This window comes from Streptomyces asoensis (genome assembly GCF_016860545.1).
In the GTDB taxonomy this organism is placed as follows: Bacteria; Actinomycetota; Actinomycetes; order Streptomycetales; family Streptomycetaceae; genus Streptomyces; species Streptomyces asoensis.
Genome location: NZ_BNEB01000003.1, coordinates 1,790,628 through 1,806,314 on the forward strand (window position 1 = coordinate 1,790,628; position 15,687 = coordinate 1,806,314).

At 74.5% G+C, this 15,687-nt stretch carries 14 protein-coding genes; 9 read left to right on the forward strand and 5 right to left on the reverse strand.

Translation table 11 applies throughout. The annotated features are described in order from the left end of the window. Positions 1 to 136 precede the first annotated feature (136 nt). The gene (locus tag Saso_RS20655; protein ID WP_189926937.1) at positions 137 to 1,789 is read left to right on the forward strand and encodes a hypothetical protein; all 1,653 of its coding nucleotides are present in this window, start codon (positions 137 to 139) and stop codon (positions 1,787 to 1,789) included. 32 nt (positions 1,790 to 1,821) lie between these two features. On the opposite strand, the gene Saso_RS20660 is transcribed toward Saso_RS20655, so the two are convergent. Next, entirely contained in the window at positions 1,822 to 3,222 is a 1,401-nt protein-coding gene (locus tag Saso_RS20660) for a PH domain-containing protein (RefSeq protein WP_372442459.1), read from the reverse strand. Further along, complete coding sequence (locus Saso_RS20665; protein WP_189926936.1) at positions 3,219 to 3,722, reverse strand: PH domain-containing protein; 504 nt, start codon at positions 3,720 to 3,722, stop codon at positions 3,219 to 3,221. The genes Saso_RS20660 and Saso_RS20665 overlap by 4 nt, the downstream gene beginning before the upstream one ends. Before the next feature lie 43 nt (positions 3,723 to 3,765). Here Saso_RS20665 and Saso_RS20670 point away from each other — a divergent pair, with 43 nt between their 5' ends. Beyond that, on the forward strand, positions 3,766 to 4,926 hold the full coding sequence (locus Saso_RS20670) for an NADH-quinone oxidoreductase subunit D (RefSeq protein WP_189926935.1): 1,161 nt from the start codon (positions 3,766 to 3,768) through the stop codon (positions 4,924 to 4,926). Positions 4,927 to 4,969: 43 nt separating this feature from the next. Here Saso_RS20670 and Saso_RS20675 read toward each other — a convergent pair whose 3' ends face one another. Beyond that, positions 4,970 to 6,052 (reverse strand): SAM-dependent methyltransferase, encoded by a 1,083-nt coding sequence (locus Saso_RS20675; RefSeq protein ID WP_189926934.1) that lies wholly within the window; start codon positions 6,050 to 6,052, stop codon positions 4,970 to 4,972. A gap of 118 nt (positions 6,053 to 6,170) precedes the next feature. Here Saso_RS20675 and Saso_RS20680 point away from each other — a divergent pair, with 118 nt between their 5' ends. Together Saso_RS20680 and Saso_RS20685 are read left to right on the forward strand one after the other, a co-directional pair. Beyond that, complete coding sequence (locus Saso_RS20680; RefSeq protein ID WP_189926933.1) at positions 6,171 to 7,373, forward strand: sensor histidine kinase; 1,203 nt, start codon at positions 6,171 to 6,173, stop codon at positions 7,371 to 7,373. A 97-nt stretch (positions 7,374 to 7,470) separates the two neighbouring features. Continuing rightward, the gene (locus tag Saso_RS20685; protein WP_189926932.1) at positions 7,471 to 8,142 is read left to right on the forward strand and encodes a response regulator; all 672 of its coding nucleotides are present in this window, start codon (positions 7,471 to 7,473) and stop codon (positions 8,140 to 8,142) included. A 48-nt stretch (positions 8,143 to 8,190) separates the two neighbouring features. Here Saso_RS20685 and Saso_RS20690 read toward each other — a convergent pair whose 3' ends face one another. Then, positions 8,191 to 9,297 (reverse strand): DUF5937 family protein, encoded by a 1,107-nt coding sequence (locus Saso_RS20690; RefSeq protein ID WP_189926931.1) that lies wholly within the window; start codon positions 9,295 to 9,297, stop codon positions 8,191 to 8,193. Between the two features lie 136 nt (positions 9,298 to 9,433). Here Saso_RS20690 and Saso_RS20695 point away from each other — a divergent pair, with 136 nt between their 5' ends. Then, positions 9,434 to 9,637, forward strand: a complete 204-nt coding sequence (locus tag Saso_RS20695) for a hypothetical protein (protein ID WP_189926930.1) — start codon at positions 9,434 to 9,436, stop codon at positions 9,635 to 9,637. On the opposite strand, the gene Saso_RS20700 is transcribed toward Saso_RS20695, so the two are convergent. Continuing rightward, the gene (locus tag Saso_RS20700; RefSeq protein WP_229901484.1) at positions 9,627 to 10,808 is read right to left on the reverse strand and encodes a threonine aldolase family protein; all 1,182 of its coding nucleotides are present in this window, start codon (positions 10,806 to 10,808) and stop codon (positions 9,627 to 9,629) included. The genes Saso_RS20695 and Saso_RS20700 overlap by 11 nt on opposite strands. 204 nt (positions 10,809 to 11,012) lie before the next feature. On the opposite strand from Saso_RS20700, the gene Saso_RS20705 reads away from it, so the two are divergent. Genes Saso_RS20705 through nadC form a run of 4 tightly spaced genes read left to right on the forward strand, consistent with a single transcriptional unit; the run spans position 11,013 to position 15,686 of the window. Then, positions 11,013 to 11,969, forward strand: a complete 957-nt coding sequence (locus Saso_RS20705; protein ID WP_189926928.1) for a Rossmann-like and DUF2520 domain-containing protein — start codon at positions 11,013 to 11,015, stop codon at positions 11,967 to 11,969. Then, positions 11,966 to 12,967 (forward strand): pantoate--beta-alanine ligase, encoded by a 1,002-nt coding sequence (gene panC, locus Saso_RS20710; RefSeq protein ID WP_189926927.1) that lies wholly within the window; start codon positions 11,966 to 11,968, stop codon positions 12,965 to 12,967. The genes Saso_RS20705 and panC overlap by 4 nt, the downstream gene beginning before the upstream one ends. Then, positions 12,964 to 14,679: an L-aspartate oxidase gene (locus Saso_RS20715; RefSeq protein ID WP_189926926.1), complete on the forward strand. Its 1,716-nt coding sequence runs from the start codon at positions 12,964 to 12,966 to the stop codon at positions 14,677 to 14,679. The genes panC and Saso_RS20715 overlap by 4 nt, the downstream gene beginning before the upstream one ends. A 5-nt stretch (positions 14,680 to 14,684) precedes the next feature. Beyond that, on the forward strand, positions 14,685 to 15,686 hold the full coding sequence (gene nadC, locus Saso_RS20720) for a carboxylating nicotinate-nucleotide diphosphorylase (protein WP_189926925.1): 1,002 nt from the start codon (positions 14,685 to 14,687) through the stop codon (positions 15,684 to 15,686). Position 15,687 lies beyond the last annotated feature (1 nt).

Genomic DNA, 15,687 nt, shown 5'->3' on the forward strand with positions numbered 1-15,687 from the left:
GCGAGCGAGAAATGATCTTGTTCTTGTGGAATTCCGTGACCGCGTTGTTTCCTGATGTCCCGTGATGACTTCGGTATGGCCGTGTTTTTGCGGGGCGGGGCGCCAACATTCGCCTACGCGCGGTAAGTTTCTGGCCATGCCACGTGGACGTCACCGCCATTCACCGCCTTTGCACAGGCTGCTACCTCCCTCGGCAATCGCAGGCGTCTCCCTCGTCTGCGCCCTCGGCCCATGGGTGTTCACGGAACCGGCGGCGCTGCGGGGTCTGGCCGCGGCCGCCGCCGCGACGGCGATCCTCGGCGCGGTCGTGATGCGCCGCTGGGACATGCAGGCCGGCAAACAGGTCGCCGACCTGGCACGCTCGCGTGCCAGCGACGAGTGGCGCTACGAGGAACGCGTCGCCGAGCTCGAGAGCGACCTCGACGAATCGCGTGAACTGCGCGTCAAGCTGGAGCAGCGGCTGCGGTCCAAGCGCGCCGAGCTCGCGGGCCTGCGCAACGAGCACGCCGCGCTGCTGCGCCGTTACGCCACGGCCGAGACCGAGCGGGCGAGCGCCCTGGAGGGCCGCCGCCTGCTCGAGATAGAGGCGGCCCCCACGCCCGCGCTGCCCGCCGCGCGGTCGGCGCAGGACGCGGAGACGACCGGCACGGCCGGCCCGCGCGAGACGGACGTGGACGCGGACGTCCAGGGCCTCGGGAACGCCGACAGCGCGGACAGCGCGGACGTCGTCGAGGGCACGGACGCCTCCGAGGCGGGTTCCGGTGCCCGCGAGGCGGCCGGGACGGACAAGATCGACGCGACCGAAGAGACCGACGAGGTCGACGGCGACGGCACCGAGGACGGCGGCGAGGCCGAGGGGAAGACCAAGGCCGAGGCCGTCTTCTCGCCCGAGGGATCCAAGCTGTTCCTGCGGGCCCAGGCCGCCCTGGACCGGCTCGACTCCGACCGCGTCGGGTCGCCGAAGGCCGACGACGACACCGGCGGGGAGCCCGCGCCGGCGGCTGCCGCCGAGGTCGGCGCCCAGGCCGCCGACGGCGGGGCGGAGGCCGCGCAGGAGGACGAGGCGCAGGGGAATCCCGAGGCGGTCGACGAGCACGCGCGCGCGACCGCCCCCCACCAGGCCCGCGAGACCGAGGACACCGGGACCGCGACGGACGCGGTCGACGGGGAGCGGGACGCCGCCGGGGCGAACCGGGACTCCGGCCACGCGAACGACGCGGACGCGGACGCCGGGGCCGGCGCCGCCGACGCGGTCCGTGACGCCGACGAGGCGGACCGGGCCGAAGCCGGGGCCGTCACGGCCGGCGGGCCCGTGGACGACGCGGAGCCCGTGCGGCCCGCGGTCGCACCGCACCCCGGCTCCGCCTCCGTGCCTGCTGCCGCCGAAGCCGAAGCCGAAGCCGAAGCCGGGGCAGGGGCAGGGGCAGGGGCGATCGTCCCCCGTCCGGCCGGTGCCGTGCAGCGGCGCCCCTCCGGGCACTTCGCCGTGCCGACCGCCGTGGCCGTCGTACCGGCGGCGGAGCCGCTGCGGCGTCCGACGGCCGAGGGCGGGTTCGACTTCTTCGGTACGAAGAACGCGTCGGCCCACGCCCTGGAGGCCGTGCAGAACGAGGACCTCGCCGACGTCGTCGGCCAGGAGGCCCTCGCCCTGCACAAGGCCGAGTCCGAGGCGGCGGAGTTCAAGCCCGTCGACGAGGCGGCACGCGGTGTGGGCCAGGTCATCGACCTGACCGCCCACGACGAGACGGAGCAGATCGACCTCCAGGGACTGCGCAGCGCGGTCTCCTGACGCCGCCCCTCCCGGGTGCGGGTGGGGCGGTGTCAGGCCATCCAGCGGTCGGGCCGGGCGTCCAGGCGCCCGGTCCGTGAGCGTTCGGCCTGCGCGCGCAGCAGCCCGGCGGCCTCCTGTGCGTCCCGCAGCCGGGCTGTGACGGTCTTGTCGGCCCCCGTGTCCACATGGACGTCCGCGAGCCCCCACAGGCGCTGCCAGGGCCCCTGGGTGAGCCGCACGCTCTGCACCTTGGCGTGCGGGACGAGGGCGAGGCTGCGGCGCAGCAGTCCGTGCCGGGTGGCGAACACCGTGTCCGTGACGGCGATGCCCTGGCCTCGCCACCACACCGGCGCGCACCGCCCGGCCCGCCGCGGCGGACGCGACAGCGACGCCTCGGACGGGACGCTCACGCCGGGCAGCACGCGCGCGACGACGGCCTCCGCGGCCTCCCGCGGGGCGACCGGCACCAGGACGGAGTTGGCCGAGCCGGCCACGTCCAGTTCCACCCGCACCCAGCCCCGCCGCCGCCACAGCAGAGGCCGGACGATCCGCACGGTCTGCACCCGTCCGGGCGGCACGGTCTCGTGGGTGCGGTCCAGCAGCCCGTGGTCGATGCGCAGCCCGTCCGGCGACTCGCCGACCGTCCAGTCGTACTCGCCGACGAACCGTCCCGCGCTGCTCGCGCCCGCCGCGCCCAGCAGGGGCAGGCCGGTCGCGAGGACCGTCCACACGCTGTGGGTGGCCAGCCACAGCAGCGGTGGCACGACGAGCGCGGCGACCAGTGCGCCCCAGGTCGCGCCGGTCAGCGCCAGCGCGATCGCCAGTTCACGCGGGGGCACGCGCAGCAGCTCGCGCGCGGGCGCCTCGCCCACCTCGTGCGCCGTCTCCGGCGCGAAGCCCGCCGCCCGCGCCAGCAGTTCGGCCCGCAGCGCGCGGGCCTCCTCCTCGCCCAGGAACGCCAGCTCGTCCTTCTTCTCGGCGCCGACCACGTCGAGCCGGAGCTTCGCGACGCCCGCGATCCGCGCCAGCAGCGGACGGCTGACGTCGATCGCCTGGATGCGTTCCAACCGGATGTGCGCGGCCCGCCGGAACAGCAGGCCGGTACGGATGCGCAGTTCGCTCTCGGTCACCGAGAAATGGGTGAACCACCAGGTCAGGAAGCCGTAGAGGGAGGCGGCCGGGACGAGGACGGCGAGCGCGATCAGCAGGGTGGTGGTGGTCAGCCTGGTCAGCTGCTCCTGAGCCTGGTCGGGGTCGTGCACGGCCCATCCGACGACCACCGCGACCGGCGCCCACGCCCGCCGGAAGGGCGTGACCGGGTGCAGCCGCCGCTCGGTGGGCGTGAACGGCGGCCGCGCGCCCGAGACCGCTTCCGCGGGGGCCGCGGCGGCCGGTCCGGCCGGGGCGGGGGGTATGCCGCGGGCGCCGTCCCCGACGCCCGGGGACGTCACAGCCCCGCCGATCGGGCCTCGCCGAGCCGGGTGAGCCGGTCGCGCAGCCGTTCCGCCTCGGCCGGTTCCAGGCCGGGAATGGTGGCGTCGGTGGCGGCGGCCGCGGTGTGCAGCTGCACGCTGGCCAGCCCGAAGTGCCGTTCGACCGGCCCGGAGGTGACCTCGACGAGCTGCATGCGCCCGTACGGCACGACGGTCTCCTCCCGCCACAGCACGCCCCGGCTGATCAGCAGGTCGTCCGCGCGCTCGGCGTACCGCCAGGAGCGCCAGTTGCGGCCGAGCAGCACCCAGCCCCACCCGGTGGCCGCCAGGGGCAGCAGGGCGAACGCGGCCCACGCGGGACCGACGAGCAGACCGAGGAGCAGGCCGACGCCGACGGCCGTCAGCCCCAGCCACACCACCAGCAACAGCCGTCGCATCCGCAGCAGTCCCGGTGGCAGGGCGATCCACACCGGTCCGGCCGCCGTCGTCTCCACGCCACCCGTGCTGCCCGTATCCATACCGTCAGCGTACGGAGCGGAACACGTGAGGGAGACTGTGCCCATGACTCCCACGACGGAGACCACGCAGACCACGGTCGGGATCGGCGGTGCCGCGGAGAGCACCGACATGGTGCTCAACATCGGGCCCCAGCATCCCTCCACGCACGGCGTGCTGCGCCTGCGGCTCGTCCTGGACGGCGAGCGCATCCGGCAGGCGGAGCCGGTGATCGGCTACATGCACCGGGGCGCGGAGAAGCTGTTCGAGGCGCGCGACTACCGGCAGATCGTCATGCTGGCCAACCGCCACGACTGGCTGTCGGCGTTCTCGAACGAGCTGGGCGTGGTCCTCGCGGTGGAGCGGATGCTCGGCATGGAGGTCCCCGCCCGCGCGGTGTGGACCCGGACGCTGCTCGCCGAGCTGAACCGGGTGCTGAACCACCTGATGTTCCTCGGGTCCTACCCCCTCGAACTGGGCGGCATCACCCCGGTCTTCTACGCGTTCCGCGAGCGCGAGGTGCTCCAGAACGTGATGGAGGAGGTCTCCGGCGGGCGCATGCACTACATGTTCAACCGCGTCGGCGGCCTCAAGGAGGACCTGCCGGCCGGCTGGGCCGCACGCGCGCGTGGCGCCGTCGCGGCCGTCCGTTCCCGGATGGACGTCTTCGACGACCTCGTGCTCGGGAACGAGATCTTCCGCGGCCGCACCCGGGACGTGGGCACGCTCGCGCCGGAGCACGTGCACGCGTACGGCGTGAGCGGGCCGATCGCGCGCGCCTCGGGCGTCGACTTCGACCTGCGCCGGGACGAGCCGTACCTCGCGTACGGGGAGCTCCAGGACACCCTGCGCGTGGTGACCCGGACCGAGGGCGACTGCCTGGCGCGCTTCGAGTGCCTCCTGGAGCAGACGCACAACGCGCTCGACCTCGCGGACGCGTGCCTGGACCGGCTGGGGGAGCTCGAGCCGGGCCCGATCAACCAGCGGCTCCCGAAGGTCCTCAAGGCGCCCGAGGGGCACACGTACGCGTGGACCGAGAACCCCCTCGGCATCAACGGCTACTACCTGGTCAGCAAGGGCGAGAAGACCCCGTACCGGCTGAAGCTCCGCTCGGCCTCGTACAACAACATCCAGGCGCTCACCGAACTGCTGCCGGGCACCCTGGTCGCGGACATGGTGGCCATCCTGGGGTCGATGTTCTTCGTGGTCGGGGACATCGACAAGTAGGCCCCTGGCAGCACCGCGATCCGGGAGTCCTGGCGTCCGGACGTCACTGACCTTCCGGAATCGACGGGCCTGCCGGAATCGGCGGGTCCAGCGGGTCGGGGATGCCGACCGGCTGGACCAGCCATCCGAAGTCGCCGAGTCCGCCCGGGGCGAGGAGCTCGGCGGCCTCCCCGGCGCTCGCGAGGGCGCGGACGTACGCGGCGGGGTTCGTGGACGCCAGCGCGAGCGGGGGGCGGGCACCGGTGAGGCCCAGGGCGCGCAGCGCGGCGCGCTGGGTGAGCAGCCGCGCGCCGGCGTGGCCGTGCCCCGCGCCCTCGACCGCCCTCGCCCCCGCCTCCGCGCACGCGTCCAGCGCCACATGGGCCGTGATGTCGCGGGAACCGTCCGGCACGGGCGCCGTCCCGCGTCCCTCCCGGAAGCCCGTGAGCGTGCCGTACGGAGGGCGCGCGTCCGCGGTGTGCGCGTAGTCCACGGCCACCGCCAGCCCGTGCCGGACGCACGAGACGGCGGACGCCCACGCCGTGTCCCGGGGCAGCCCGATCTCCGCGCGCAGCCCCTCCTCGCCCGCCGCCGGCCACCAGCGCGCGAGCCACTCCGCCTCCGCGCCCGACACCGGCTCCCCGAGTCGTTCCGTCCCGTCGGCGCGGACGAGCACCAGCCGGGCCACCCCCGCGGGGTCGACCTCCGCGACCTCGAGGGGCACGTTGTCCAGCCATTCGTTGGCGAAGAGCAGCCCGTGGACCTCCCCCGGCGGCTCGGACAGCCACTCGATCCCGTGAGCGAGGCCGGCCGGGCGGTCGGCCACTTCGACGGCGTACGCGCGCGTGCGCGCCGCGACCTCCGCGGGGAGTGCGGTCAGGACCCCGCTGGCCAGCTCGCCCCGCCCGGCGGCCAGGTCGACGAAGTCGAGCGACGGGGGCCGGCCGAGCGCCTCGTCGACCCGGCACAGCAGCCGGGCCACGGCCCCGGCGAACAGCGGCGACGCGTGGACGGACGTCCTGAAGTGCCCGGCCGGGCCCTCGGGCCGCCGGTAGAAGCCGCCCGTGCCGTCGACGCCGTACAGCGCGGCCTGTGTCGCCGCCCGCCAGCCGCGCCACTCGTCCGCGCCCGTCACCTCGTCCGTCACGCGGCCAGACTAGGCGTACAGGTGATCACGGCATCCACCTTGGGGAGTACGCGGGCCCGGACCGGATCGGCCCTCCGGTTGACCCCTGCACGCATCGGGCTTCCCTACGCTGGGTCACGTGCAGCGCCTCTATGACTTCCTCCGCAGACACCCGACAGGGGTGGACGGCTTCTGGGCCATCGTCCTGTTCGGGATCTCCGCGGCCGCCGGGACCGCGGGCCAGGACCGCGGCGGTACCGACTCCATGGCGCTGCTGGTGCCGGTGGTCTTCCTGTTGTGCCTGGTCATCGCCCTGCGGCGGCGGCTGCCCGAGCAGATGCTCGTGCTCGCCGCCGCGCTAGGACTGGCCCAGCTGGTGCTGAACGTCGGGGTCACGGCGGCCGACTTCGCCCTGCTGGTGATCGTCTACACGGTCGCGGCGACCGGCGCCCGCTGGGCCTCGCGGCTCTCGCTCGTCATGGCGCTGAGCGCCGCCACCCTGGCGCAGCTGCGCTGGCCGCACGAGAACGCGAGCGTGCCCGGCCAGGTCGCGGTCATCGTCTTCCAGACGGTGCCGTTCGCGCTCGCCTGGGTGCTCGGCGACTCCATCCGCACCCGTCGCGCGTACTTCGCGCAGCTGGAGGAGCGCGCGGCCCGCCTCGAGAAGGAGCGCGAGGCGCAGGCGAAGGTCGCGGTGGCCGCCGAGCGCGCCCGTATCGCGCGCGAGCTGCACGACGTCGTCGCGCACAACGTGTCGGTGATGGTGGTGCAGGCGGACGGTGCCGCCTACGTCCTGGACGCCGCGCCCGACCAGGCGAAGAAGGCCCTGGAGACGATCTCGTCCACCGGCCGTCAGGCCCTCGCCGAGATGCGCCGCCTGCTGGGCGTGCTGCGCACCGGCGAGCACCAGGAGGGCGGCGAGTACGTGCCGCAGCCGGACGTGGAGCAGATCGAGGACCTGGTCGAGCAGTGCCGCGGCTCGGGCCTGCCGGTCGACTTCAAGGTCGAGGGCACCCCGCGGCCGCTGCCCAGCGGCGTCGAGCTGACGGCGTACCGCATCGTGCAGGAGGCGCTGACGAACACGCGCAAGCACGGGGGGCCCAACACGGGCGCGAGCGTGCGCCTGGTCTACTTCGACGACGGCCTCGGCCTGCTCGTCGAGGACGACGGCAAGGGCGCCCCGCACGAGCTCTACGAGGAGGGCGGCGTGGACGGGGCGGGCCACGGCCTGATCGGGATGCGGGAGCGGGTGGGCATGGTGGGCGGCACCCTGGACGCGGGCCCGCGGCCCGGCGGAGGATTCCGCATCAGCGCCCTGCTGCCGCTGAAACCCGCGCACTGACGACCACGCACGCCCTCTGGTGACACCTGTCACGCCCCCTCGCCCCCCGATCACCCACGCCCATGCCCCCGCCACAGAAGAAACGGAAGAGGACTCGATGACGATCCGCGTGATGCTCGTCGACGACCAGGTGCTGCTGCGCACCGGGTTCCGGATGGTGCTCGCCGCCCAGCCGGACATGGAGGTCGTGGCCGAGGCGGGCGACGGCGTCGAGGCCCTCCAGGTGGTGCGCTCCACCGACGTCGACGTCGTCCTGATGGACGTGCGCATGCCCAAGCTGGACGGTGTGGAGGCGACCCGGCGCATCTGTGCCGAGCAGGACCCGCCCAAGGTGCTGATCCTGACCACCTTCGACCTGGACGAGTACGCCTTCTCCGGGCTGAAGGCGGGCGCCTCCGGCTTCATGCTGAAAGACGTGCCGCCGGGCGAGCTGCTGGCCGCCATCCGCTCGGTGCACAGCGGCGACGCGGTGGTCGCCCCGTCCACCACCCGCCGGCTCCTCGACCGGTTCGCGCCGATGCTGCCCACCACCGGCAAGGAGCCCCGGCACAAGGAGCTGGAGCGGCTCACCGAGCGCGAACGCGAGGTCATGGTGCTGGTCGCCCAGGGCCTGTCCAACGGGGAGATCGCGGCCCGGCTGGTGCTGTCCGAGGCGACCGTGAAGACCCACGTCGGCCGCATCCTGACGAAGCTGGGGCTGCGCGACCGGGTCCAGGTCGTCGTCCTCGCCTACGAGACCGGGATCGTGCGGGCCGGCGGCCACGGCTGAGCCGCCCGGCGGCCACCGCCGCTCACGGCCCGGCAGGAGCGCCGGCGGTCAGCGGAGCATGCCCTCCAGGTAGTCGCTGCCCAGCCGGGCCACCACTGTCACGTCGAGCTGGTGCAGCACGTAGCGGCCGCGTCGGCGGGTGGTGATCAGGCCCGCCTTCTTGAGGACGGCGAGGTGCCGGGATATCTCGGGGGAGGTCATCCCGTGCACCTGGGCCAGCTCCGTCGTGGTGTACGCGCTGCGGGCCAGCAGACGGCAGATCCGCATCCGGACGGGATGGGAGAGCGCGGTCATCCGCAGCGCCAGCTGCTCCACCGAGGGCGGTGAGGCCAGTTCGGGGGAGCCCACCGGGTAGTGGAGCACCGGCTGCCAGCCGTACCGGTGCAGCACCATCAGGTGCGGCCAGCCGAGGCTCGTCGGCACCAGCAGCAGACCGCCGTCCCCGACGGTGCTGCGGCCCTGGACCAGCTTGTCGACGGTGATGCGCGCGGCGTCCGCGTCGAGCGTGACGGCCGAGGACACCGCGGCGAGGGCTTCCGCGAGACCCTTGCGGCGCAGCAGGTCCGTCTTGTAGCGGGCGTCCGTGGCGAGCGGGAGGCGCACCCGGGCCCAGACGTCGGCGAAGAACGCGTCGTCGCAGTCCTCGAGGAACTGCCGCAGCCAGCCACGCACGCGTGGCGGGTCGTCGAGCAGCCGCCGGGTGAACCGCACCTGGCGGGGCCCGCGCGAGGCGGCCAGGTCGAGCGCGCGCCGGCGGAGCTCCGGGTCGGCCAGCACGCTGGGGCTCGGCAGGTCGTAGCCGGGCGCGCAGGTGAACTCCAGCGCCGAGTCCACGAACTGCTCGTCCGTCAGTTTGTCCAGGAGGTCGAGCTCCTCGGCGAGCGTCGCCGCGGGCAGCGTGCTCCTGCCCGGGAGGGCCGCGTAGGGCAGGAAGATGTCCGAGAACGTCGTCCGCCACAGGAAGTCCGCCTCGCACATCCGGTCCGCCAGATGCGAGTCGAGCCGGGCGGTCACGCCGGTGACCCAGCCCTGGAGGCCGGGGTGGTGCCCCGGCTCGGCCAGCGCGTGCAGCGCCATGCCGAGCTCGGCCAGGGGCGAGGGCACGACCGCGACCCTCTCCGGCCGCAGCCCCGCGATGTCGATGCTCAGGCTCATGCCCTCATGGTGCACCGGGCCACCGACAACGCGGTCGCCGATTGACGGCCGTCGTCAATCGGCGCGACGCGGGCCCGCGGCCCGGCACAGCCTGGTGGAGCCGTACGGACCACGCTCGCACCAGGAAGGAACCGCCATGAGCATCATGCAGGAGTACGCCCTGGACGCCTGTCGCGCCCGACAGCACGGGGAGCCGCCCGTGCCCGCGCCCGGCGCGCACGACTGGCAGATGATCCGCGAGCTGCGCGGCCACCTGCACTGCCGCGCGGCCCTCGCCGGCCGGCCCGCCCGCGGCCGGCTGCGCGGCGCCCTGCTCCGCCGGCTGCGTCCTAACCGCTGACGACCTCCCTCACGAGGTCCACGAAGTCCGCCGTGGCGCGCCGCACGTCGTCCGCCGTCCACTCCAGTCCGGCGGCGCCGACGGTGACCTCGGTGCGGGACAGGCCCGGCCCGCCCTGGGCCCAGGCGCCCACGAAGAGCATCGTCCCGGTCCGCTCGGCCTGGCGCGTCGCCGCCTCGGCGAGGACGTCGGCGTCGTACGGCAGCCAGACCTGGAACTCGTGCGTGTGCGGCACCTCGGGGTGGACGCGCGCCCATGCCGGGCCCGCGGCGGCGAAGCCCTCGCGCAGCGCGGCGGCCACCACGTGCGCGTGCGCCACGTAGTCGGGCAGCCGGGGCAGCTCGCGCTCCAGGCCGATCAGGGCCGACAGCGCCGTGGGGAACTGCTGGAAGACCGCCCCGCCGTAGCGGTGCCGCCAGGTCCTCGCCTCGTCCACCAGGGTCTTCGGGCCGGCGAGCGCGGCGCCGCCGAACCCGGCGAGGGACTTGTAGAACGACACGTAGACGCTGTCCGCCAGCTCCGCGATCTCGCTCAGGGAGCGGCCGAAGTGGTGGGTCGTCTCCCACAGGCGCGCCCCGTCGAAGTGCACCACGGCGTCACGCTCGCGTGCCGCCTCGACGACCTCGGTCAGCTCCTCCCACGTGGGCAGCACATGGCCGGCGTCCCTGAGGGGCAGCTCCAGCATCAGCGACCCGAACGGCTCCTCGAAGCCGCGCACCTCCTCGGCCGTCGGCAGCCGGGGCTCGCGCGTCACCTGGACCGGGCGCAGCCCGCTCACGGCGGTGAAGGCGCCGCGCTCCCACACCTCGGGGTGGCTCATCGCGTGCAGCGCCACCGTGGGGTTGCCGGTGCGCCCCGCCCAGCAGCGCAGGGCGACCTGCTGGGCCATCGTGCCGGTCGGGAAGAAGGCGGCGGCCTCCGTGCCCAGCAGTGCGGCGACCCGCTCCTCCAGGGCCGCCACGACCCCGTCGCCGTAGAGGTCGGCCTGCTCGTCCAGGTCGTAGACCTGGGGCGCCGCCTCGTGCAGCAGCGTGAGCCGGTCGCGCAGGGTGCCCAGCGCCCCGTCGCGCGAGAGCACGCGTCCGGCCTGTCTGCGGGCGGCCGTCCGCCGCTCCCGCAGCCGCTGCCGCGCCGACTTCTCCTCGTCGTCCTGTCCCGCCGTTCGTGTCATGTTCCGGATCATGCCGTGCGGTGGTCCGCGAGGTCACGCGCGTTCGCGGCGCAGCCCTCGCGCGCACGCCCGCGCGTGCCGGTCGGGGGCGGGTGGGATAACCCACAGCCTGTGGACGACCGGACGCCGCGGGGGCGGATAGCGTTAACATGACGAGAAATCGTCCGGTACCCGGAGCGGACTGGAACGGAAGGCCGCCGTCGAGTGAGTACAGCCCAACAGCCAGACCCCAGGGACCGCCCCGCGCGGCTCGCCGTCGGCGTCGTCGGCGCCGGGCGGGTGGGACCCGTGCTGGCCGCGTCCCTCCAGCTCGCCGGGCACCGTCCGGTCGCCGTCTCCGGCGTCTCCGACGCCTCCAGGCGACGCGCCGCGCTGATGCTGCCCGACGTGCCCCTCGTCCCGCCCGCCGAGGTCCTGCAACGCGCCGACCTGGTGCTGCTGACCGTCCCCGACGACACCCTGCCCGGGCTCGTGGAAGGCCTCGCCGAGACCGGCGCCGTACGGCCCGGCCAGCTGCTCGTGCACACGTCCGGGCGCTACGGCGCGAAGGTCCTCGACCCGGCCCTGCGCGCGGGCGCCCTGCCCCTGGCCCTGCACCCGGCGATGACCTTCACCGGCAGCGCCGTCGACGTCCAGCGCCTGGCGGGCTGCTCCTTCGGCGTCACCGCTCCCGACGAGCTGCGGCTGGCGGCGGAAGCCCTCGTCATCGAGATGGGCGGCGAACCCGAGTGGATCGCCGAGGAGAACCGGCCGCTCTACCACACCGCCCTCGCCCTGGGCGCGAACCACCTGGTCACGCTGGTCGCCCAGTCCATGGAGCTGCTGCGCGCGGCCGGCGTCGAGGCCCCCGACCGGATGCTCGGCCCCCTGCTCGGCGCCGCCCTCGACAACGCGCTGCGCTCGGGCGACGGCGCGCTCACCGGCCCCGTCGCACGCGGCGACGCGGGCACGGTCGCCGCGCACGTGGCCGAGCTGCGCGCGCACGCCCCGCAGACCGTGGCCGGCTATCTGGCGATGGCCCGCGCGACCGCCGACCGCGCGCTCGCCCGCGGACTGCTCAAGCCCGAACTCGCCGAGGACCTCCTCGGAGTACTCGCCGACGGAGCCCCCGGCACGCCCGGAACTCCCGGCCCGCAGGGCACCGAAGGAGATGCCGGATGACCACCACCCTGCTGCGCACGGCCGACGAACTGCACGCACGCACGCGTGGCGGCCGCCGGGCCGTCGTGATGACGATGGGCGCCCTGCACGAGGGCCACGCCACCCTCGTGCGCACCGCCCGCGAGGTCGCCGGACCGGACGGCGAGGTCGTCGTCACGGTCTTCGTCAACCCTCTCCAGTTCGGGCAGGGCGAGGACCTCGACCGCTACCCGCGCACCCTGGACGCCGACGTCAAGCTCGCCGAACAGGCCGGCGCGGACGTCGTCTTCGCCCCGTCCGTGGACGAGGTCTACCCGGGCGGCGAACCCCAGGTCCGCATCACCGCGGGCCCGATGGGCGAGCGCCTCGAAGGCGGCTCGCGCCCCGGCCACTTCGACGGCATGCTCACCGTCGTCGCCAAACTGCTGCACCTCACCCGGCCCGACGCCGCGCTCTTCGGGCAGAAGGACGCCCAGCAGCTCGCCCTGATCCGCCGCATGACACGGGACCTGAACTTCGGCGTGGAGATCGTCGCCGTGCCGACCGTGCGCGAGGAGGACGGGCTGGCCCTGTCCAGCCGTAACCGCTATCTGTCCGCCAAGGACCGGCGCACCGCGCTCGCGCTCTCGCAGGCCCTGTTCGCCGGCCGCGACCGGCACGCCGCGCAGGAGGCGCTGCGGGCACGCGCGCGTCAGGTGCCCGCGAGCCGCGCGCGGGCCGAGGCGCTCAGCGCCATAGGGGAGTCCCGCGCGGCGGCCGACGCCCACGCCGTGGCGAAAGCCGCCCCCGGCAACCCGGCCGCCGTCCGCGCCGCGGCCCGCGCCGTCCTCGACGAGGCCGCCCGGATGGACCCGCCGCTGGAGCTGGACTACCTCGCGCTGGTCGACCCGTCGGACTTCAGGGAGATCACCGACCCCGAGGACGACTTCACCGGCGAGGCCGTCCTCGCCGTCGCCGCCAGGGTCGGGACGACCCGGCTGATCGACAACCTCCCCCTCACCTTCGGAGCCGCCTCGTGACCAGCACAGGCATACGACTGCACGCGCCCGCGCCCGGGTGGAGCATCGCCGCGGACGTGGTGGTCGTGGGTTCCGGCGTCGCCGGCCTGACCGCCGCCCTGCGCTGCGAGGCCGCCGGCCTGAGGACGGTCGTCGTCACCAAGGCCCGGCTCGACGACGGCTCGACGCGCTGGGCGCAGGGCGGCATAGCCGCCGCCCTGGGCGAGGGCGACACGCCCGAACAGCACCTGGACGACACGCTGGTGGCGGGCGCGGGCCTGTGCGACGAGAACGCCGTACGGATCCTCGTCACCGAGGGCCCGGACGCCGTGCGCCGGCTGATCGAGACCGGCGCCCACTTCGACGAGTCGGAGGAGGGCGGCCTGGAGCTCACCCGCGAGGGCGGCCACCACCGACGCCGTATCGCGCACGCGGGCGGCGACGCGACCGGCGCGGAGATCTCCCGCGCCCTCGTCGAGGCGGTACGCGCGCGGGGACTGCGCACGATCGAGAACGCGCTCGTGCTGGACCTGCTCACCGACGCCGCGGGCCGCACCGCCGGCGTCACCCTGCACGTCATGGACGAGGGCCAGCACGACGGCGTGGGCGCCGTGCACGCCCCCGCGGTGGTCCTCGCGACCGGCGGCATGGGCCAGGTGTTCTCCGCCACCACCAACCCCTCCGTCTCGACCGGCGACGGCGTGGCGCTCGCCCTGCGCGCGGGCGCGGAGGTCTCCGACCTGGAGTTCGTCCAGTTCCACCCCACGGTGCTGTTCCTCGGAGCGGACGCCGAGGGCCAGCAGCCGCTGGTCTCCGAGGCCGTGCGCGGCGAGGGCGCCCACCTGGTGGACGCGGACGGCGTGCGCTTCATGGTGGGACAGCACGAGCTGGCCGAACTGGCGCCCCGGGACATCGTCGCCAAGGGCATCATGCGCCGCATGCAGGAGCAGGACGCCGAGCACATGTTCCTCGACGCCCGCCACTTCGGCGCCGACATGTGGGAGCACCGCTTCCCGACGATCCTCGCCGCGTGCCGCGCCCATGGCATCGACCCCGTCACCGAGCCCGTCCCCGTGGCCCCGGCGGCCCACTACGCGTCCGGGGGCGTGCGTACCGACTCCCGCGGCCGGACGACCGTGCCGGGCCTGTACGCGTGCGGGGAGGTCGCCTGCACCGGTGTGCACGGCGCGAACCGGCTCGCGTCGAACTCGCTCCTCGAAGGCCTCGTCTACGCCGAGCGCATCGTCGCCGACATCACGGCGAGCCGCGCGGACGACGGGCTGCACGCGCGGGTGCCCGCGCCGGTGGAGCACCCCGAGAAGCCGGCCCACCCGCTCCTCGCCCCGGAGGCCCGGTTCGCCATCCAGCGGATCATGACCGACGGCGCGGGCGTCCTGCGTTCCGCCGAGTCCCTGGAGAAGGCGGCCGGCCAGCTGGTGCGGCTGCACTCCGACGCCCGGGACGCCCTGGACGAGAACGGCAAGACGGCCGAGCCCGGCGTCGACACCTGGGAGGCCACCAACCTCCTGTGCGTGGCGCGGGTCCTGGTCGCCGCCGCGCGGCAGCGCGAGGAGACCCGCGGCTGCCACTGGCGCGAGGACCACGCCGACCGTGACGACGCGAACTGGCGCCGGCACATCGTCGTACGGCTGAATCCGGACCGCACGCTCGCCGTACACACCACCGATACCGCAGACTTCCCCCCTACCCGGCAGCACCACCAGGAGCAGTGACAGACGTGAGCACCCCCGACCTTCCCCTCGCCCCGAGCGGCGGCTGCGGCGACGGCTGTGCCTGCGGCGCCGACACGGACGCCGAATTCACCGACGAGGGATACGCCGAATACGCGGAGTGCGGCCTCGACCCCGCGCTCGCCGAACTGCTGTCCGACGCCGGACTCGACCCCGTGGAGGTCGAGGACATCGCCAACGTCGCCATCCAGGAGGACCTGGCCCACGGCGTCGACGTGACGACCGTCGCCACCATCCCCGAGGACGCCGTCGCCACCGCCGACTTCACCGCGCGCGAGGCGGGTGTCGTCGCGGGTCTGCGGATCGCCGAGGCCGTCGTCTCGGTCGTCTGCACGGAGGAGTTCGAGGTCGAGCGGCACGTCGAGGACGGCGACCTGGTGGAGGCCGGCCAGAAGCTGCTGTCGGTCACCACGCGCACGCGTGACCTGCTCACCGCCGAGCGCAGCGCGCTCAACCTGCTGTGCCGCCTGTCGGGCATCGCCACCGCCACGCGCGCGTGGTCGGACGTCCTGGAGGGCTCCAAGGCGCGCGTGCGTGACACCCGCAAGACCACCCCGGGCCTGCGCTCCCTGGAGAAGTTCGCGGTCCGCTGCGGCGGAGGCGTCAACCACCGCATGTCGCTGTCCGACGCGGCCCTGGTCAAGGACAACCACGTGGTCGCCGCGGGCGGTGTCGCCCAGGCCTTCCAGGCCGTCCGCGAGACCTTCCCGGACGTGCCGATCGAGGTCGAGGTCGACACCCTGCACCAGCTGCGCGAGGTCGTCGACGCCGGTGCCGACCTCATCCTGCTGGACAACTTCACGCCCGCCGAGTGCGCGGAGGCCGTCGGCATCGTCGGCGGACGCGCCCTGCTGGAGGCGTCGGGCCGGCTCACCCTGGCCAACGCCGGGGCGTACGCGGACACGGGCGTCGACTTCCTCGCCGTCGGTGCCCTGACGCACTCCTCGCCGATCCTGGACATCGGTCTGGATCTGCGAGCGGCGGAGTAGG

What these genes read in the sequence shown, in the direction of transcription:
- Saso_RS20695 (WP_189926930.1), top strand. Translation starts at nt 9,434, where the DNA reads ATGAGCATCATGCAGGAGTACGCCCTGGACGCCTGTCGCGCCCGACAG.
- Saso_RS20690 (WP_189926931.1), bottom strand. Translation starts at nt 9,297, where the DNA reads ATGAGCCTGAGCATCGACATCGCGGGGCTGCGGCCGGAGAGGGTCGCG.
- Saso_RS20685 (WP_189926932.1), top strand. Translation starts at nt 7,471, where the DNA reads ATGACGATCCGCGTGATGCTCGTCGACGACCAGGTGCTGCTGCGCACC.
- Saso_RS20655 (WP_189926937.1), top strand. Translation starts at nt 137, where the DNA reads ATGCCACGTGGACGTCACCGCCATTCACCGCCTTTGCACAGGCTGCTA.
- Saso_RS20670 (WP_189926935.1), top strand. Translation starts at nt 3,766, where the DNA reads ATGACTCCCACGACGGAGACCACGCAGACCACGGTCGGGATCGGCGGT.
- panC (WP_189926927.1), top strand. Translation starts at nt 11,966, where the DNA reads ATGACCACCACCCTGCTGCGCACGGCCGACGAACTGCACGCACGCACG.
- Saso_RS20700 (WP_229901484.1), bottom strand. Translation starts at nt 10,808, where the DNA reads ATGACACGAACGGCGGGACAGGACGACGAGGAGAAGTCGGCGCGGCAG.
- Saso_RS20665 (WP_189926936.1), bottom strand. Translation starts at nt 3,722, where the DNA reads ATGGATACGGGCAGCACGGGTGGCGTGGAGACGACGGCGGCCGGACCG.